General features: G+C 61.8%; 17 protein-coding genes. 7 read left to right on the top strand and 10 right to left on the bottom strand.

Annotation, left to right across the window (positions count from 1 at the left end; translation table 11 throughout):
- The 5 genes from ctrA to ELY12_RS10870 all read left to right on the top strand — a co-directional run.
- Positions 1-711 (top strand): response regulator transcription factor CtrA (gene ctrA, locus ELY12_RS10885; RefSeq protein ID WP_126176737.1); only part of this gene is annotated, 711 nt, incomplete at its 5' end.
- A 16-nt stretch (positions 712-727) separates the two neighbouring features.
- The gene (locus ELY12_RS14640) at positions 728-838 is read left to right on the top strand and encodes a DUF2442 domain-containing protein (RefSeq protein WP_420907056.1); all 111 of its coding nucleotides are present in this window, start codon (positions 728-730) and stop codon (positions 836-838) included.
- Positions 839-1020: 182 nt separating this feature from the next.
- On the top strand, positions 1021-1527 hold the full coding sequence (locus ELY12_RS10880) for a PilZ domain-containing protein (RefSeq protein WP_126176736.1): 507 nt from the start codon (positions 1021-1023) through the stop codon (positions 1525-1527).
- Positions 1528-1853: 326 nt separating this feature from the next.
- Complete coding sequence (locus tag ELY12_RS10875) at positions 1854-3335, top strand: bifunctional diguanylate cyclase/phosphodiesterase (protein WP_126176735.1); 1482 nt, start codon at positions 1854-1856, stop codon at positions 3333-3335.
- A 562-nt stretch (positions 3336-3897) separates the two neighbouring features.
- Positions 3898-4395 (top strand): MarR family winged helix-turn-helix transcriptional regulator, encoded by a 498-nt coding sequence (locus ELY12_RS10870; protein ID WP_126176734.1) that lies wholly within the window; start codon positions 3898-3900, stop codon positions 4393-4395.
- A gap of 784 nt (positions 4396-5179) precedes the next feature.
- Here ELY12_RS10870 and ELY12_RS10865 read toward each other — a convergent pair.
- The 9 genes from ELY12_RS10865 to ELY12_RS10825 form a co-directional block, all read right to left on the bottom strand.
- Positions 5180-5716 carry a response regulator transcription factor gene (locus ELY12_RS10865; protein WP_164549487.1) on the bottom strand — a complete coding sequence of 179 codons (537 nt, stop codon included), beginning with the start codon at positions 5714-5716 and terminating at the stop codon, positions 5180-5182.
- A gap of 520 nt (positions 5717-6236) precedes the next feature.
- Positions 6237-7079 carry a dTDP-4-dehydrorhamnose reductase gene (gene rfbD, locus ELY12_RS10860; protein ID WP_126176732.1) on the bottom strand — a complete coding sequence of 281 codons (843 nt, stop codon included), beginning with the start codon at positions 7077-7079 and terminating at the stop codon, positions 6237-6239.
- A 349-nt stretch (positions 7080-7428) separates the two neighbouring features.
- Positions 7429-8115 carry a fimbria/pilus periplasmic chaperone gene (locus ELY12_RS10855; protein ID WP_126176731.1) on the bottom strand — a complete coding sequence of 229 codons (687 nt, stop codon included), beginning with the start codon at positions 8113-8115 and terminating at the stop codon, positions 7429-7431.
- 4 nt (positions 8116-8119) lie between these two features.
- Entirely contained in the window at positions 8120-10651 is a 2532-nt protein-coding gene (locus ELY12_RS10850) for a TcfC E-set like domain-containing protein (RefSeq protein ID WP_126176730.1), read from the bottom strand.
- A 7-nt stretch (positions 10652-10658) separates the two neighbouring features.
- Positions 10659-11138 carry a spore coat protein U domain-containing protein gene (locus ELY12_RS10845; protein WP_126176729.1) on the bottom strand — a complete coding sequence of 160 codons (480 nt, stop codon included), beginning with the start codon at positions 11136-11138 and terminating at the stop codon, positions 10659-10661.
- A 101-nt stretch (positions 11139-11239) separates the two neighbouring features.
- Entirely contained in the window at positions 11240-11794 is a 555-nt protein-coding gene (locus tag ELY12_RS10840) for a hypothetical protein (protein ID WP_126176728.1), read from the bottom strand.
- 536 nt (positions 11795-12330) lie between these two features.
- Entirely contained in the window at positions 12331-13269 is a 939-nt protein-coding gene (locus ELY12_RS10835) for an IS1595 family transposase (protein WP_277600250.1), read from the bottom strand.
- A complete protein-coding gene (locus ELY12_RS10830) occupies positions 13253-14218 on the bottom strand; it encodes a transposase (RefSeq protein WP_126176726.1) in 966 nt (321 codons plus the stop codon). Before ELY12_RS10830 ends, ELY12_RS10835 begins: the two co-directional genes overlap by 17 nt.
- 793 nt (positions 14219-15011) lie before the next feature.
- On the bottom strand, positions 15012-15686 hold the full coding sequence (locus ELY12_RS10825; protein ID WP_164549484.1) for a Crp/Fnr family transcriptional regulator: 675 nt from the start codon (positions 15684-15686) through the stop codon (positions 15012-15014).
- Positions 15687-16269: 583 nt separating this feature from the next.
- Between ELY12_RS10825 and ELY12_RS10820 the strand changes: the two genes are divergently transcribed.
- Together ELY12_RS10820 and ELY12_RS10815 are read left to right on the top strand one after the other, a co-directional pair.
- On the top strand, positions 16270-17370 hold the full coding sequence (locus ELY12_RS10820) for a PAS domain-containing protein (RefSeq protein ID WP_126176724.1): 1101 nt from the start codon (positions 16270-16272) through the stop codon (positions 17368-17370).
- A gap of 3 nt (positions 17371-17373) precedes the next feature.
- Entirely contained in the window at positions 17374-17841 is a 468-nt protein-coding gene (locus ELY12_RS10815) for a response regulator (protein ID WP_126176723.1), read from the top strand.
- A 186-nt stretch (positions 17842-18027) separates the two neighbouring features.
- On the opposite strand, the gene ald is transcribed toward ELY12_RS10815, so the two are convergent.
- Positions 18028-19146 (bottom strand): alanine dehydrogenase (gene ald, locus ELY12_RS10810; RefSeq protein WP_126176722.1); only part of this gene is annotated, 1119 nt, incomplete at its 5' end.

The raw sequence follows: 19146 nt of genomic DNA, 5'->3' as shown, positions 1-19146 counted from the left end.
ATGCGCGTGTTGCTGATCGAGGACGAGCCGACGACGGCCAAGGCGATCGAGCTGATGCTCACGACCGAGGGGTTCAACGTCTATCAGACCGATCTCGGCGAAGAGGGCTTGGACCTCGGCAAGCTGTATGATTACGACATCATCCTGCTCGACCTGAACCTGCCAGACATGCACGGATACGACGTGCTGAAGAAGCTCCGCGTCGCCAAGGTGCAGACGCCGGTACTGATCCTGTCGGGCATCGCCGAGATGGATTCGAAGATCCGCTCGTTCGGCTTCGGCGCCGACGATTACGTGACCAAGCCGTTCCACCGCGAAGAGCTGGTCGCCCGCATCCACGCCGTGGTGCGCCGTTCGAAGGGCCACAGCCAGTCGGTCATCCGCACCGGCAAGCTGGCGGTGAACCTCGATGCCAAGACAGTCGAGGTCGATGGCGCGCGGGTCCACCTGACCGGCAAGGAATACGCGATGCTGGAGCTTCTTTCGCTCCGCAAGGGCACCACGCTGACCAAGGAAATGTTCCTCAACCACCTCTACGGCGGGATGGACGAACCCGAGCTCAAGATCATCGACGTGTTCATCTGCAAGCTGCGCAAGAAGCTCAGCCACGCGTGCAGCGGCGAGAACTACATCGAGACCGTGTGGGGCCGCGGCTACGTGCTGCGCGATCCGAACGCCGAGCGCAAGGCTGCTCTATTATTCCCTTTGTAATTTGCCCTAGCCGGGATTGAGGAGGCTTTCACCATACTCCGGCGAGGGCATCCATTGGCCCCAGCTCGATGAAGATGTCGGCCTCGCGGGCTTGCTGCGCACCGATGGGCCCGTTGTTCGGCCCTGATTTTTCCTCAAAGCGGCGAGGAGTTGCCGCTCCAGCTCTGGTGATGCGAATTGAGCGCGAGGTGCCCGTGCGTCTCTCCGATGACCGCGGCACGATGCGGAAAACTACGGAACCCTATCTTCCTGAAAAAGTGACTGAAATTGCGATAGGAACCGGCTTGGTTAGCAAGGGCCGGTCACCTGATGTCACACAAGCGTGCGCGCGAGACTCGTGTTACGGTCAGCCTAAAGGCGCGGCTGAAGTCCGATATGGGTTGGGGCGATTCTCAGATCTGCAACGTGTCGTCCCGTGGGATGATGGTGCGTCATATACCGCCGCCCCCCTTGGGGTCATATGTCGAAGTCTGCCGCGGGCCGTTCTCGATTGTCGGACGGGTGCGTTGGATCGCGGGTGACCGATTTGGTGTCCAGTCCCTGGAGGACATCGATCTCGACGAACTCAAGTCACCGGGAAGGGAGCCCACTGGCCCTGTCTCTGACCGCCGGAGCCGGGTGCGGCCGGCGGCCGGCCAGATGGCGCAGGTTCCTGATTTTTGGGCTCGGCTCGAAGCTTCCAATCGGCTTGCCCGGCAGCTGCAATTCCTCGCGATGGCTTTAGGGGGAATGACAGTGGCGCTGATCCTGACCCAGCTCATTGCCGCGTCCTTGAGCGCGCCACTCGCAAAGGTCGCCTCGGCCTTGCCGATATAAGAGCGGCCACTCAGGAAAATTTCCGAACGCGTTACTCCGCGGCCCGGAAAGCAGATCTCACAACCTCGTTGGTTGGGGCCAAGGTGAATATACGAGGGACCGAAGACCGTGCCGGAGGGAGAGCCAACGCGGAAGTCGTCGCGCTGCCACGTCCGATGAGCGTCATCACCGCAGGACCGCCTGCGGTGATGACGCTCAGCGACGTAAGTAATTTCACGCAGCTACGGGACGCCGGCCACGAGCAATCATCAACCCTACCGTGATATTACCGACGCGTGGGCGGGTCACGGACTTTGACATCACTTCTTGCGGGTGCGGGTGCGACGATGGTCGCCCTGACCACGGTTGCGCTCATCGTGGCGATGAGCGCAATCGGCGGGGCAGGCAGCGTTGACTGGCGCAATCTGCTGTTCATCGTCGGCTGCTCCGGCACAGCAACCTTATTCGTTCTCAGCTTGCTCCACTCGGATCTTCGGGCCCTCTATCGAACTCTGGCGCAAAGCGCCGAGACCGCAGAGCGGGAGGCCAAGACCGACAGCCTGACGGGGGGGCAGAACCGGCGCGCGTTCCTCGATGCGCTAGAAGAAGCGCATACAGCGTCCCTGGGAGGATCCTATGCGTGCTTAATCTTCATCGATCTCGACGGCTTCAAGCGGGTCAATGACACGCTCGGCCACCAGAGTGGCGATGAAGTTCTGCGAAGCGCATTCGACCGGATGGCCGAAGTGGTCGGCCCGCAGGCGCTCTTTCGATTGAGCGGCGACGAATTCGCCGTCATTCTGGATCGAACTACGGTCACCGTCGCGCAAGGAGTTTGCCACGAGGTCCGCCGGCGCGTTGGGGGATCCTATCGGATCGGTGGCCGGGCATGTATGATCGGCTGCAGCGCCGGACTGGTGGCGCTAGACGCATCGACGACAGAGTCGCCATCGGACGCCATGCGCAAGGCGGATATCGCGATGTATAAGGCCAAGCTGACCCGCAGCGGCGTCGAGGTTTTTGATGACGACCTCCTGCGTTTGGTCACCCGGCGCGCTGAGCTCGGCGAAAAATTGCGCCGATCGCTCGATGATCACATCGGTCTCAACACCCATTTTCAATCAGTTGTGGGACGCGACTTGCGCCCCGTCGCGCTCGAAGCGCTGTTCCGTTGGTATGACGACGATTGGGGCGACATTTCGCCCGATGAGGCAATCGCGGTCGCCAAGGAATTCAGGCTGTTGGAAGAGCTTAGCCTGTACGTCGTGCGCGCCTGTTGCCGCGCTGCCGCCGCGCAGCCTCACGTTCAGATCAGCATCAACGTCGAGGCCAGCCAGCTGCTGGACACGCGGTTCGTGAGCAGCCTGGAAGCTATCTTAGCGGAGGAAGAGGTGGACGCTGCGCGCTTCATTCTGGAAATCGGGGAAGGTGAAATTGCCAAGCACGGCACCAGAATCGAGCCGATGATGGCCGCTTTGGCAGAGGCCGGGTTCGCCCTGGCGGTCGACAACTTCGGCTCGAGCAACGTAAGTCTCACATTTCTCGCCAAGCTTGGCGTTTCACATGTAAAGCTCGACCGATCGTTTCTGCGCCATGCGCGCGACCTCGGCTCGATCGCCATCATGCGAGCAAATGTGCGGCTCGCGAAGAGCCTGAACATGTCGGTGACTTGCGAAGCCATTAGCGACCCGGAAGATGAGGCCATCGCTCGGCAGGCCAACAGCGATTTCTTCCAGGGCTACCATTTCTCCATGCCACAGCCCTTGGTTTCGATACTTGTCGCACATGAGGCGATTGCAGCTCGAACGTCGGCGGGGATGGGCGGCTAGAGCCGCAGCAAGACCGAAGCGGTAGCGCGCCGCATCGGCGGAACCCGCTAGGATATTCTCGGGCGTTCGCTGATCGCCGCCCGTAACCGCGACGTCGCGTGTGCGTCGCCGGGGCGCGGTGATGTCGCTGGCCGGCTGCCAAATAGCTCGTCTACACATCGGTGGCCAGCGGCACCCCTGAGGGGCGCACTTGCGCTGGAGATCCGAAGGCAACTGTGATCGCGCTGCGTTGGCCCACCCGCGGTGTAATCCGTCGGAGCGTCATTGCCTTTACCTCGATAGGCCGCCAAGGGGGGCCGTCGATCGCGATTTGAATAGGGGATATCCATGGGATCCGTGTCTCGTGGTAATCGTGATCGCGCGACTCGTCCCGCCGCACGCATCATCGGCTGGCTGGTCAGGGCCGGTGACATCCGTCCTCGGCGTACCAAACCGGAAGTTGCCGAGCGGCGATGCGACGCTGAGCTCACCGGCGCGGCGCGTCGGAAGCGCGCGTGGTCATGCCTCGAGTACATCGCCGTCGCCTTGCGCGGTCCTCAAAGCAGAAAAAGTGAATCGCAAAATGGATACTGACCCAGGCGAACCGGTCACATCGGTGGAACTGGAAAAATTGCGCCAGAACTGGGAGGAATTGTCATCCCGGGTCGCGGAGATCGAGGCTGCCGCACTCGCCAGTGACACGCTGCCAACCCTGGATTTCAGCGACGGCAAGCTCGCGGCCATCGCGTCGTCAATCCACGACGCGCGCAAGCGCCGGTTGAACCTCTTCGATGCTTCGTTATTCGGCGAGCCGGCGTGGGATATGCTTCTCACCTTGTTCATCGCGCGGTGCCGTGGTGAACAGGTGACGACCACGCGGCTGTGCGCCGCCGGCGGCGCGCCTCACGCCACCGGTCTGCGTTGGATTGGGCTCCTCAACAGCCAAGGATTGCTGCAGCGGCTTCGCGCTCCGGAGGATGCGCGGGTCATGCTGATAGAATTGACGGAGACGGGATATGCCCTGATGCGCCGGTATGTGATCGATGGCATCGCCCAGTTTCAGATGCCTTTGCCAGACTAGCCATCCAGCGATCACAGGCGCCCAGCAGTTAGTTGTTTTGCGCGATTTGCCCATGAACATAGCTTGGGGACATGCGTGGCTTCGCCCGACTTGCTCTGCGGTGCGAATTCCCTCGATAATTATGTCGAAAGTGGAGCGGTCCAAGACTGGTCATCGCGCCCCGCGATGGGACAATTGTATTGAAATAACAGGGTGATCGGGAAAATTGTAAGCTGGCGCCATTCAAAAAATGTTGAAAATGGACCGGTTTTGGGTACAACAGAGGCGGGATCCAAATGATGGCTGGGCGAGGGGGCCGTGCGGGGCTCTCCTTTCGAGGCGCAAGGGACGGGGGGGGCGATGACGCAAAGGGTGGACGCCGTTGCACGCGGGATCGAGCCGTTGGAGCCCTCGTTGTGGTTCGAGCGGTTTGAGGTCATCCAATCCCGCGCGCACGCTGCGTGCGGTCACGCTGCCGAATCATCGCTGCGGCATCTTTTTCACCTGGCTCAGCTCACACCTGCCCCGCTTGCCCACCTCTTTGGGGTCGAGATCTGCGAAGTTAGCTTCGAAGGGTTGCTCGAGCGCGGGCAATTTGACGCTGCCGCGCTGCTTCTGCCAGGTCGGGGTGTCGATTTCGCAATTTCGCGCTCGGTGGACGGCCGCACCGTTACCGCGATGGTATCACTCGCTGGCGGGAAGCATCAATCGGCGGCGAGCGCGAGCACGCTGTCCCAGGCAATCGTGGTCGCTTACTGCACGTGTATCGGCTCGCTGCGTGAGCAGGTCTCGCGGCAGCTGCGTGCTACCGGTCAAGCCCGGCGAACAGGCCGATCCGCACCGCGTCGGCTGTCGATGATGCATTGAGCTTGCGCATGACGTTCCCGCGGTGAATTTCGACCGTCCGCGGACTGATGCCCAGTATCAGCGCCATTTCCTTATTGGAAGCGCCGTTCACCAGCTCGCGCAGCACATCCATCTCGCGCACGGAAAGCGTGGCTACAAGTCGCCGCGCCTCGTCGTCCTTGCGTCTGCGCAGGGCCGCGGCCCGGTCGAGGGACCCCACCCGCTCCAGCGAACGCCGGAACCGTTCGGCGCCGCTTGGCCAGTGCAGGTAGTCGAGCGCGCCCGATTGCATCGCAACCACGATCCGCTCGGGGTCGATCTCGCTCGCGTACATGGTGATCGGAAGATAATTCCCCTTCCGCTCGGCCGCCGTCATAACTTCCGAAAGGTGGGGACCGTCCTTGTCGTCGTGAACCATCACGATGCCGCTGCGGGGTGGCCTGGCGGCCAGCTCTCCGACATCCTCGTAGACCTCGGCATGCATCCCGAGCGCCATGATCGTGCGGGAGACCGCGGCTCGGCGGCTCAGGTCACGGTCAAGGATGTGGACAATTACGGTATTTGCCATCTCATGCCCCCCGTTCGAATACTTAGTGTCAGTACCTAATCCGTATTCAGAGAAACAGCCTTAACGTCCGGTTTTGTCTCTTTAGGTAGTTCTGCGTAGCAATCACAAGTTGGCTGATCAAGAGCGGGGCGGCCGCTACTTCAAAGACCAACGGGTGGTGTCTTTGTGCGCCGCATGGCGGGGGTTCGCCCGCGCCGATGCCACGCCGCCATGTGCTGGCCCGCAGGACCTTCGAAGCGATTATTTGGTCGAGATGACTTGCTCCGCGGGTAGGCGCGACAGCGCGTCCGTATTCACTGCACGAGGAAAGGTCGTACCGGGCGGGCTGGCGCCGCCCGGCGTTAGCGCGCAAAGCCCCCGGTAGCCGCCCCCTTGAACGTAAGTTGCAACCGGAGCGCATTACCGGTTCGCCTGTGGGATCGTAGCGCTGCCCTTTAAGCATCGGATATCAGGCGAATAACATACGCCGAAGGTTGGTGCGCCAGTGGACGGCGGGCATATCCAATGTTTGGCGGGTCACTCGCGAATCCAACACGGAAAATTTTGGCCGCCGCGCCGCCATCGCAAATTCCGCGGATGTCACAGGCTCGACGCTTGGCATGGAGACGAGCAGACCCGCGGCAACGCCTTCTTCCGCGATCGCCATCGCGAAGTCGTACCAACTCGCGACCCCGGCGTCCGAATGATGCCACACGCCGCTAAGGCGCTGTTGGCCAAGACGCCAGATCACTTCGGCCAGTCCGTCAACCCACGTGGGCGCGCCAATCTGGTCGGCAACCACGCGGACCTCGCCGCGCTCGGCCATCAGTCGGAGCATGGTCGTGACGAAATTCGTGCTACCCGCGCCATAGACCCATGACGTCCGCACCACGGTGCCGTCCGCTCCGAGTGCGTCCTCGCCTGCCGCCTTGCTGCGGCCGTAGACCGACAAGGGGTTGCGCTCATCCTCCGGGGAGTAGGCACGGCTGGTCTCCCCATCAAAAACGAAATCGGTGGAGACATGAAGCAAGTGAACCCCGCGCTCCGTGGCCGCCTCGGCAAGGTTCCGGACACCTGCGGCGTTGATCGCGAACGCGCACGCTGCTTCACTTTCCGCCCTATCGACGGCAGTGTAGGCAGCGGCATTCAATACCAAATCGGGGCGATAGAGGTCCATCATCGCGCTTACAGCGACCGGGTCCGTGATGTCGAGCTCGGCTCGGCCCAGACCGATGCACAGCACATCCGTGGGGATTTGCCTGATGAGCTCGCGTCCAAGTTGGCCTTGTGCGCCGACAACGATCGCCTTCAATTCGAAAATCCTCGCTTGTGCGGGCGTGCTGACGGGTTTCGAAAAAATCTCTGCCGTCCGCACGCTTGCCCTTGGTCTGGCATGACCGGTGGCGCAATGGTAGGCTAGTGCATGACCTTGAGCGACGACGAACCTGACGAGCACCGAAAAGCCTCTCGGGGTGACACGACTGATTACCGCAGCTGGAGGTATGTGGACCCCTTGGAGCGCTCGCCCATTAGCAAGGGCATGGTTGTGGAAGCGTGCTTGATCGGTCTGGTGTTGATCCTGGTCTGGATCAACGCAGGCATTATCCTATGGCGCAACCCTCTCGGTTGACCTTCTGTCCGTTATGCCCTGAGCGATGCGATTAAAACGTTCGCTCGCGCGCCCTCGAGCCGATCGAGGACTTGTAGTGAATGGGCGTTTTGAAAGGCACCGACTGAGTCCACACGCCGCCCGGGTAGAGGCGCTTGTCTGGGAGGGTGCGGCAATCGCGGCCCTCACCAGCACATTGGCTCCCCGCGAAAATCTCCTGCGAGGTGTTGCCCAAGTTGCGCAGCGTCAGTGTGTCTCCCGCACGCTCGGCGCGGAGGTCGTCAACGAGCTCGGCGGGCCGGACGAGGACGAGCGTATCGTAACCGACGAGAACCTTGAGCGCGCTTTGTTCGGCGGTCAGCGGGCCGGCCACCGGCTTGATAGCGACGCGATAGACACGCTCCGATGCTGGGCGCTCGCCAAAGGTCGCGATCCGAATCGTGCGACGCTCGCCGGGCTCAAGGACCAGGCGGCGCGGAGCGACGAGGAGGCCGGCGTCGTCGCTCGACGGCACCGCTACACGTTTCTCATGTGCCGTGCCGGCGCCGGCAATCTCGGATGGCTCGGCCACTACGTACATGCGTTCATCGCCGTCGTTCCAGACCTCTATGTCTTCCCGCAGCGGTTTGCCAGGGAGGAGGTCCACGATGACCTGGCTCAGGACCATCTCGGCGTGTGCCAACGATGCGAATCCGAAGGAGGCCATGAATGCGGCGGACCATAGCAGTGTCTTCTTCATGATCTCAGTCTCCGGCGATGTAATGAGGACGGGTGGCGAGACCCAGTTTGGGATCGCGCTTCCCGAGGGAGATGGTGCCGACCCGGAATACACCCGATGTGGCGCGGCCTGTAGGCAGGATGCTGGCAAACGAGGTGCCGTCCGGCAACGCGACAGTCAGCTCGACGTCGTCGGGCGCCTCGATCTGGAAGTGACCCTGATCGTCGGTCTCTGCCCAAGCCCCGCGGGCGGTGAGGACGGCGCCCCTGACCGGCGAACCGTCGGCGTCGACGAGGCGCCCGACTTTGATGGTGATCGGCGCCGCCCTCCATTCGACCCGTGCGACCGTGCCGGGATAAAGCGCCACCGCGCGTGACGCGCTGTCGTAGGCGAGCAGGCGCTCCCCCGTCGGCCGGATCCGGACCCTGTAGCTGCGATAGCCCGGCAGCGCGAGTGTCACGGCCCGGGTGCCCGCCAAGGTTCCTGCAGGCTGTTCATTGACCAGGACCTCAAAGGTATCGTCTGCTTCGGCGCCATCGATGTGCGCTATCAGGAGGCTTTCGCTGGTGGTCTTGCCCGCGACCTGCAGCCTCCCGCCACCCGCGGCGAGGGTCGTCTGGAACCCCATGCTGTATTGGGTCGTATCGGACCCGCTGACGTCGGTGTGCGCGACATCCAGCGAGAGCGAACCGCCAGGATGACGGAAGTCGCCCGAGAGGATGGCATTCTCCCGCTTGGGCTGGTGCTCAAGGCCTGCACCGAGCGACAGGTCTCCTCCCGCCACAGTGCTGGACCAGGACCCTGACATGGCGGCAACGGCGCCGTCACCCCGGTCGTCGCCATCGACGCTTGAGGCACGTGCGCCGGCGAGGGCGGAATAGGTCGAGCGCGGACCGAGTAGCCGGAGACTCATTCCGGCAAAGCCCGCGTTGCCCCGCTCGGTGACGGTCATGTCGCCGCGCACCGTGAGCGTGAGCCGCCCACGGCGCAGGACATCCCACTCGAGCGCCGGACTGATGCTGTACTGGGGATAATGCCCCGCTTCTTCGCGGTAGAAACCGGTTCCGAGAAAGCGCAGGTTGGCGAGATTATACGATACCAGTCCGCCCAGCTGGGAATAGCTGCCGCGAACGCCCGCGAACTCGGCTGGATCATCGGATTCCCCTACCGGGGGGGCGGCCGGAGATGAATGGCGGGCGTCGCCCATCACTCGGCGCAGGTCGAAGTTGAAGTTCAGGCGGGAGGTGCCCGCGGAGGCGAGCTGGAGGATACCGCCAACCGTGCCGTCGGTGTTGGCCACGGCGGCGGCGCGGACCTGCGCGAAGGATGTAAGGTATGTCGCTGACAGCTCGCTCGAGGCGACGCGTCCCCCAAGCTCGAAGCTACCCCCGAACGCCCAGTTCCTGCTGGCGCGAATGGCGACACCGCCATGGAAGTAAACGCCGTCCGAGGATTGTGACAGCCCCAAGCGGGAATCGTCAATCAGCACGCCACCGAACAGGAAGAAATCGGTCCGGCCGAGCGAGGGAATACGGCGGCTCTTGGTAAAGAACCGGCGCTCGTCGCGCGGCGCGCGGCCGGGCTCCTCGATGTGCAGCGTGATGTCGTACGATCCCTCGGGCAGGTTCGAGCTGTCGATCTGCTGGTTCCCGGCCTCATAGATCGCCGAGCTCAGCAGCCGGCCTTCGCGCAGAACGTCGACGCGGGCGCGCTGCTCCAGGTAGAAGACGATCGGGCTGCCCGTGATGGTATCCTTGTCCAGCCGCGTATCGATCTGGCTTTCCACCCCGCCCCCGACAAACTTGCGCCGGCCCTCGAGTTCGCTTCCCGGCGACCACATGGCGCCGGCCGAGTAGCGCACTCCGGGCCGGTCCCATTCTACCTGCACCCGGTCCGCTTCGAACCCCTGTCCGGTGGTGTAGCCGACATCGGCCCGGAGGCGCTTGTCACCCTCCGCAAGGATCAGCTGATCGAAGACACTGGAATACTGCTTCCGTTCGCCGAACTGCCCCGACAGGACGGCGCCGATCGAGTTGATGAGCGAAGGGCCACCTTGAGCTCGCGGCAGGAACTGCTCCTCCACGCGCGATTGCACGCTGACAAACCTGGGGTTGAGAAAGATATCCACCCGGAACCTGTCGGGGTCGAAGATGACGCTGAAAACCGATGGTGCCATGCGGCCGCAGGTCTGCGGATCGCTTCCGAGCGAGCACCGCAGCTCCGAGTTGGAGGGCAGCTCGTGCCCGCTGAGCGCATCCAGCACGAGGTCCGGACTCTCGAGACTGGGCAGCAAGCTGAGCACCCCGCGCGGGTCGACGAACCGGATCGAACCCGGCGTTACGTCGACACGAGCCTCGCCGCGGCGGGCGCCGCCAAAGTAGAGGTCGACCACCATCGTACGTTCGGCGGTTAGGCTGGCGAAGCCAGCGGGCTCGCTCATCGCGATGAGCGGTCGATCCGAGGCGTGGGCGGGCCAGGCAAAGGCCGACGTGAGCATCGCGCAGCTCAACGCCGTTGCATACGGATAGGTCAGGGGAGTTCGGCGCTGCATGGTCATCGCTGTTTCACTGCGGCGCGATCAGGAGCTGCAGGGTCCCGCTATAGGTCCCGGCCGGGGCAGCGGCGATGTCGGCGCTGCGGATGGTGACCGTCAGGGAGGCGTTGGTGCCCTGCGTCGGACAGGCAAAGCCGGTGGCGCCGTTGGCGAAGCCTGCGGCCGGAGTCCCGGGCTGGAGCTGCGTTCCACCGGCTTGCCCGGCGGTATCGGCCCATTGCACGTCGAAGGGCAGGATTGCCGCGCCGGACGAGAGCTGGAAAGCGCTTGCAGTCCCGCTGCCCGTCGCTGTCACGGAATAGGGCAGGTTCTGCGGGTTGTTCTTGTAGCTGCAGACGATCACGCTCTGGCTGCTTGTTTGATCGATGGCGTTGACGATCGCGCCGAAGTTGATGTCGGCGAGGCCGAAAATTCGCGCGGAATCCGCCGCGGCAGGCGATGCCGCGCCCAGCGAGATTGCCGCAAAGGTAAGGAATTTCCCCCAGGCCATGGTTAAGGAGATTGAAGGAAATTGGTAAATTTCAGGTTACCAAGACAGAGGGCCCGTCGAGCCGACGCTCGACGGGCCCTCAGGTTGTTCCATCGTCGCTTTTATTGGGGCGTGATCAGCAGGGTCAGCGTTCCCAGGTAGTTGCTGCCGGCGCTCATCGTGCTGAGGTCGGTGGTCGAGATGCCGACGATCAGGCTGGCTGAGGCGGCCGGGCCGCTTGCGCAGGTCTGGTTAGTCGCGGTCGATGTCAGTGAGGCAGACGCCGTGCCGGTAGTCAGCGCAGTGCCCGAAGTCTGGTTGATAGATGGGGCCCAGGCCACCGAATAGGGCACGGTCGACGAACCGTTGCTCAGGGTGAACGCGTTGGCGGTCCCGTTGCCGCTCGCCGTCACCGTATAGGCCTTGGTCGCGGTGTTGCTCCACACGCAGACGTTCTGCGCGGCCGACGCGGCGGTGGCCGGGTCCTGGTTGAGGAACGACACGTCGGTCAGGCCCGAGATGCGGGCTCGATTGGGCACCGACGCGGTGATCGATACGCTGCCGCTCGAAGTCGGTCCCAGCGTACCTTGCGAGGCCGCCAGCACGGGAGTGCTATGGACCATGCCGGTAAAGGCCACACTCGCCAGCGCGAGTGACATCAGTTTGTTTTTGCTCACGCTCTTTTCCCATCCATTGCGCTTGAAGATCTGCGGATGAGGGGTTCTACCTAGACAAGGTAAACAATCCGTTTGCCATGCGGAGCGTACACTCAGTGCCATGAATAGTGCCATGGGGCGCGACTGCCGCGCTTCGGCGCGCGCGATTGGCCGCGCGAACTGCCAACAGCAAGATGGAAACCCACCGGCGGATAGACATGCGGCAGTCCGTGCATTGAGGACGGTACAACGCGTAAGGTGAATTGACTAACTTCGCAGGCGTGCGGCGGAATGCTCGCCTTTCGCCGAAAGGAACGCCCCTGACTCGCGTATACGACGTCGTTGCCGTAATGCTGCTCGCACTCTGCTTGATCTTTCTGATCCAAGCGATCGCGCGTTAACACTCCAGGGGTGAATGCCCAGGGTAGGCCGCAGGACCGCTTGTATCATGAGGGTTCCACGGGATGAGCCAGGTGTGGGCGGCGTCCAATACGCAATCCGCGTTCGCGTCCCGGCCGAGAAAGGTGGCCGGCAGACGCTAGCCTCGTGACCGCCCTTCATTCCCTCCAATCATACTTTTTTCTCAGCGCTTCCGAATGAGTGCCGGATATGTCGGCGAAATAGCTGATGAGCTCGTCGAAATTAGAAAGTGCGCTTCGCCGGTGGTTGTAGCGAAACTCGGCTTCTGCCAGATAGAGCCATAGATTTTTCTCCGAGATCATCTGGTACGCGCCCAGGGTCCTTTTCAGGACGTTCCAATACGTCTCGATACCCGCTGTATTAAAGCCATTCATAGCCCATATCCCCCGTTCGTGGTTCAGGGTGACGTGCCTCCAACCGAGGCTGCGCAGGCACTTATAGCTGGCGTGGCCGTCGCTGACGATCAGGCTTCCCGGCCTGACGAAACGCGCGATGGCGCCCACCATCGTTTCCTGCCTTCGATCCGCGACAATGCCGGCAAGGACGATGCCGTCGCAGGAAAACCCCATGATGGTCATGCCGGTCAGTCTGCCGCTCCCGTCGTTATGTAGGGCCGACTTGATATATAGCTCGTCGACCGCGACCGTCTTGCCTTCCCCTCCCAGCATTTTCGGGCGGTCATACGCCGCCATTTGCAGCCGGATCAAATTCACCATTCGACCGCTGCTCGTGACGCCGATGCCGAGTTGCTTTCGAACGGTCGAACAGCGCACTCCGATGGACGAATTGCAGAGCAGCAGCATCGCATAGAACCAGGCCATGAGCGAAAGGTTGGAGCGGAAGAAAACGGTGTTCTCCAGTATTGAGATGTGCTTGCGGCAGGCGTGCTGATACTTTTTGGTTCCCGTGAGCCGAGACCAGCGCCCGTGACGCTGGCAACGAGGACAGGGTGAGTGGTCTCCCCATCGGACTTGGTGGATGTGGTGCAAACAAGCCCGTTCATCCGGAAAGCGTTCGAAGAACTCGAAGACACTTGTGCCTTTGCGAACGACCCGCGTTTTAGCGAGGGAGGTCATCGTTCCACGCGCGCAGGGTCTCGCGAACGGATGGCGAGAAGCTGGGAAACGCGGCCAGCATGTCGCCGAACGTTTCATGTGATCGATGCCGCCTGTTGAAGCGAAACTCGTATTCCTTGAGGAAGAGCCACAGGCCGGGCATTCGGAGATGCTTGTGTTGCCCCTTCACTCCGCGGGCGAAGCTGTTCATGAATCCCGTTATTGAATCCGACCCAGGTTCGCGGTCCGCGAAATACAATGGGTCAAACACTAGACGCGGATAGTCCCGGTAGCCGCTGACGACTCGTAGTGTGTGGTGACAGTCGGTCACGACCTTCGCCTCAGGATGTATTCGAGCATTGACCAATACCTTCAGCCGATGCGGTCGCGCGATGTCCGTCACGATTGTCCGCACTGATCGCCCGACCGCCATGCACAGCACCTGCGTTGTCTTGCGGCGCTTGACACCCGGCATGTAGATTCTGCGCGGTCGTTCGAGACGGATATGCACTGTGTCGCCGAGCTTACCGAACACCGATAGGTGGTCGATGCCGGCGAGATGCAGTCGTATCCGCCCTAGCATACCGCGCGCGGTCTGTTCCCGCACACCCAACTGGCGGCTCAGAAAGTTGCCATCTATGCTCGTTTTCGAGTTTGCCACATGCAGCATGGCGTAAAGCCAGTACCTGATCGGCCAGTTCGAATGCTGGAAAATAGTGTCGTTGTAGGGCTTGATGATATGCCGGCACTTACCGTGCACTATTTGACGAACGCGTGTTCTCGCGATCCACTTCGTCGGACCGCCGCAATTGGGGCACTGCATGTCTTGGGGAAACCGGGTGCGAAAGACGTGGCGCAGACAGGCTTCTTCATCCGGAAAACGCGCATGCAGTTCTTGCAACGAAGTACCGCGTTCGCCGGGCCCAGGATGCGCCGCCTGATGAGCCGGATAACCAAGGTCAAATAGCAAAGAGCAGGGCCTCCATCGTGCGATCATTTGCCGGTCAGCTGGCTAGTCTTCATGGGTGACGTGCCAATGGCTCCTCTGGCCATCTTATTGGCGATAAATTCTTAGCCCCTAGCCCCTTCTGAAGGACCCCCTGTGAATAGAGTCTGGCGACCAACAACGTCTTGCAGCAGTGCGCCGCGATTATGAGTGCAGGTGGGTGGGCCGCGCCGGGGCCAGTTTTGCGGAAAGGTATCGGCACGACCCAAAAAATCCATAGAGCCGACAGCCTGTAGCCGGAATACGCAAAAGCACGGTCGTCGGACAAGGCAGATTAATCATCCTGGAGAGTTCTTAAACCGGATCTATCGATCGAATCGCGATGATCCGATGGGACGATATTCGATGGTGTCGTATGGCTGTAAATGAGCTCTAGAGAGACTCGAACCTCTGCAGCGTTTCACTGGGCGGGCCATAAATGGGGCCACCGGACAAGTCACTCAATCCTCTGAATCTGATATCAAAAGCTTAGCGGCAATGTTCGAGTTCTCTTCTGTCGCTCGAAGAGCGTGTCCTTTTGTAATAATGACTAGTTTTCGGGGAGCTCTGGGAACCGGAAGCTCAAAACGACCGACGGCCCGTAAACTGAATTAATGGCTGCTTTCGGGAACGTTCGGTAATTGCCTGAAGGACTGATGTTGGGCGCGTAACCGCCAGTCAGCTGTTAGGCCGTAAGCTGCCGGGCCGCTCTAAGGCGCGCCTGGGCAAAAGCGGTCAGGACCGTATCTTTTCGATATCAGCGCAGCGTGAGGGATCGTTACGCTTCGCACACTCGCTCTGACGTCATCAGGATCTCCTGCTGAGCGAAGGCTATGGTGCGACGGCAAGAGCAGGCGGCGGCTTCCAACCGAGAGAAGTCGAGAATGTCGATACTACCCCGGCGGCTGCGGATGAGCCCGCTGCGCTGAAGCGCTGACGATGCAACCGCGATGGTCGATCGTTGCACGCCCAATGCATTCGCGAGCTCTTCTTGCGTGAGTGTCAGGTGGGAACCTTGATGGCTGCGCGCCGAGGCATCCAGGAGGAACCGACACATCCTATGCTCGACCCGATGGATCGCGGTGCACGCAACAAGCTGGCGCGCCTCCACCAGCAAGGCCTCGATATGTTTGTGGATGGCTACGCGAAGGTTTGACGACTGAACGAACAGGTCACGATAATGATGATCGCGAATGCGCCAGGCGTTTCCATCGATCTGCACGAGCGCGCGTGCGTAACTCAGGCGGCTCCCGCAAGCCTCGAACGCCCCGAAGGTACCGTTCCGGCCGATCATGCCCCCGCTCACGCTCTCGCCCTCGACGCTCTCGGATGCGATGCAGATCAGCGCGTTTTCAGGAAACCAGACCCAGTCTACCGCATCACCCGTTTCCTGAAGAACCTGACCTCTTGTCAGCTCGACGCGCTCAAGATTCGTGGCGAACTTCAGCGCCACCGCTGGCTCTATCTCCGCAAGGATCTCGTTGTCTGTAGTGAACGTCATGCGCCCCCTGCGCTCTAATCTGCAGCCTGGAGCCCCCGGGCAACCGTGACTGCTATATAGCTAGGTTCGATTTGTCTGGAAGGTTTCTCTTCCAAGTCCGGAACCAGCAGTTACGCCAGTGCTTGAGTGTCAGGCGTAGCACTACGGAGAACCCCTTTTGACACTCGGCGCGGAAGATCAGCCCCTGAGGGTCGACGTGCTCAACGGCGAGGTTGTCATGACCGGCCCTCGCGTGGCCATCGCCCTGCTTCCAAGTGCAGCGATGGAGACGGCGAAGCGTCTTTCGGAGGCAGCTCAACGTGCAACTGGGCTACACGCTCCGATCGAGGTTTCCGCAATCACCGACACGGCTTGCAACGACGTTTAGCAACAGCTCGCTTCGGCCTGCCTCATCAACGCTGGGCGAGAAGGCGCGACGATTGTGTCGGGTAAAACACACAGTGGCTGGCACAGATCACTATGAGCCGTCGTTCGCGACCGAAGGTCGATCTTCTGGATACAGGCGGCGTCGCAATGCTGCTCTGGCGGAGGCAGCATGAAAGAGCAGGACGACTGGCACCTTACCGAGGCGATTACGCATGCCCTGGGGCGCGGCGATCCCTTCGCAGCCGCCGTACGCGCTACACGGATGCCGATGGTCATCACCGACCCGGCTCAACCCGACAATCCGATCGTATTCTGCAATCAGGCCTTTCAAAGCCTGACCGGATATGCCCGGGAGGAGGTGATCGGCAGAAACTGCAGATTCCTCCAAGGTCCGGACAGCGATCCGGCAACCGTCAAGGCGATTGGCCAAGCTATCGCCGATGGTCGCGATATCGCGGTCGACCTGCTCAATTATCGGAAAGATGGGAGCACGTTCTGGAATGCCCTCTATCTGAGCCCCGTGCGCAACGATGACGGGTCGATCCAGTATTTCTTCGCCTCCCAGCTCGACGTCACTGAGAGAGTCGAAGCTCAAGCCACGATCACCGCGCAAAAGGAGGTCATCGAACGCGAAGTCGCGCTGCGAACCGCTGACTTAAAGGAGGCTCTGGAGGTCAAAACCTTACTGCTTCACGAGGTCGACCACCGGGTCAAAAACAACCTGACTATGATCGGCTCGCTCCTGAGGTTGCAGGCACGATCGATCGCCGATCCCCAGATCACCGAGAAACTGGAGAACATGCTTCAGAGGATCGATGCCCTCGCGACGGTCCACAGAAGGCTCTATGAATCTGACGATCTCAGCCACTTTGACGTGGGTGCGTTTGCTGCCAACCTGGTGTCCGACGTTGTCGGCGCGAGCGGCAGAACGGACCTGCGCGTGACGTGCGACGTCGACCACGTCGAGATCCCTTCGGAATCTGCGACTGCCGTCGGCCTCGTGCTAAACGAGATACTCACCAACGCGATCAAACATGCTTTTTCGGATGGCAGGGCCGGCACCCTGGATGTGTCGGTGAAGCGGATCGGGGACCGGGCCATGATCCGGATCAAGGATGACGGACCGGGGCTCGGCGGTGCTCAGCCACCATCCGAAGGTCTTGGCTTTGTTCTGATCAAGCGTCTTTCGAGACAGATTGGGGCATCGATCGACTGGCCGGAACAACCCCTAGGCACTTTGGTTGAATTGTCTTTTCCCGTCTCAGGTTGATTGATGCCCAAGGCCGCTCCCTTGCAGGTCCTCATAGTCGAGGACGAGGCCATTCTGGTAATGGACTTGTCGATGATGGTCGAGGATGCCGGGTGCATGGTCGTCGCCGAGGCGCCGTCGCTTCCCTCGGTCGCCGCACTGGCAAAGGACCTCAACCCTGATCTCGCGTTCGTTGACGTCCAGCTCGCCGAGGGTTCCAGCGGCCTGGAGGTATCGACTCTCATTCAGCAGCGCTGGCCCGATACCTTCATTGTCTTCGTCACAGCGAACAGCAAAAGCGTTCCGGCGGATTTTGGGGGCGCACAGGGAGTCATACCAAAGCCCTTTTCCAGAAATGGGATAATCTCAGCCCTTCGTTACATCGAGCAAGGGATCAGACACCCGCCGCCGGCTGAACCCATGCCACCAAGTTTCACCCCCGCTCCGGCTCTTGCCGCGCAGTGGACCAGCAGCACTCCAGTTCACCGATAGGGCGTAGCCGGCGGACGGCCCTCAAGTGGTTTAGCGCCATTTATCAACGGTCATTTATGGGCCGATAGGAGACAGTCGGCTGTCAGTGTCACCAGCTTCAATAGGTGCCAATCGTGCCACTGTTGACGAAGATGAGTGTTCGTCAGGTAATGTCTCGCGAAAAGCTCGGCGTCTTCGATTTGCGCACTAGCTCGCTAAGGCCTCCGCCACCGGCAGATAATCGTATCCCAGCTCCTCGGCGACCGCCTGATAGGTCACCTTGCCGGCATGCACGTTAAGCCCCTCGCCCAGGTGCGGATTGGCGCGCAGCGCCTCGCGCCAGCCCTTGTCGGCCATCCGCAGCGCGTGCGGCAGGGTGACGTTGTTGAGCGCGTAAGTGCTGGTGCGCGCAACCGCGCCCGGCATGTTGGCGACGCAGTAGTGGACGATGCCATCGACGACGTAGGTGGGGTCGGCGTGGGTCGTCGCGTGGCTGGTTTCGAAGCAGCCGCCCTGGTCGATCGCGACATCGACCAGCACCGCGCCGGGCTTCATGCACTTGAGCATCTCGCGGCTGACGAGCTTGGGTGCGGCGGCGCCGGGGATCAGCACCGCGCCGATCACGAGGTCCACCTCGCAGATCGTCTGCTCGATGCTCGCCTGGCTCGAGAATAGCGTCTTGGCGCGGCTTTCGAAATGCGTGCCGAGCCGCTCGAGCACTTCGGGATCGCGGTCGAGGATCGTCACGTCGGCGCCGAGACCGACCGCCATCTGCGCAGCGTTGAAGCCGACCACGCCGCCGCCGATCACCATCACCTTGCCGGGCAGCACGCCCGGGACGCCGCCCAAGAGCACGCCGCGGCCGCCGTGCGCCTTTTCCAGTGCGGTGGCGCCGGCCTGGATGCTCATCCGTCCCGCGACCTGGCTCATCGGCTTCAGAAGCGGGAGCGTGTTGCCCGGGCCGGTGACTGTCTCATAGGCGATCCCGGTGACGCCGGACTTGACGAGGTCGGCGGTCTGTTCGGGATCGGGCGCGAGGTGGAGGTAGGTGTAGAGCACCTGGCCTTCGCGCAGCTTGGCGCGCTCGACCGCCTGCGGCTCTTTGACCTTCACGACCATTTCGCATTCGGCGAAGATCGGGTCCGGGCCGTCCTGGATGGCCGCGCCTGCCTGGCGGTACTGCCCGTCGTCCGCGCCGATGCCGAGGCCGGCGCCGGTCTCGACCCACACTTCGTGCCCGTGCGCAGACAGCTCGCGCACGCTCTCGGGCGTCAGGCCCACGCGGTATTCGTGGTTCTTGATTTCCTTGGGGCAGCCGATGCGCAT

It is taken from the genome of Tsuneonella rigui (assembly GCF_003958625.1).
GTDB classification, from domain to species: domain Bacteria; phylum Pseudomonadota; class Alphaproteobacteria; order Sphingomonadales; family Sphingomonadaceae; genus Tsuneonella; species Tsuneonella rigui.
The sequence above is the reverse complement of the archived record's forward strand: the minus strand, read 5'-3'. Positions and strand labels throughout refer to the sequence as shown.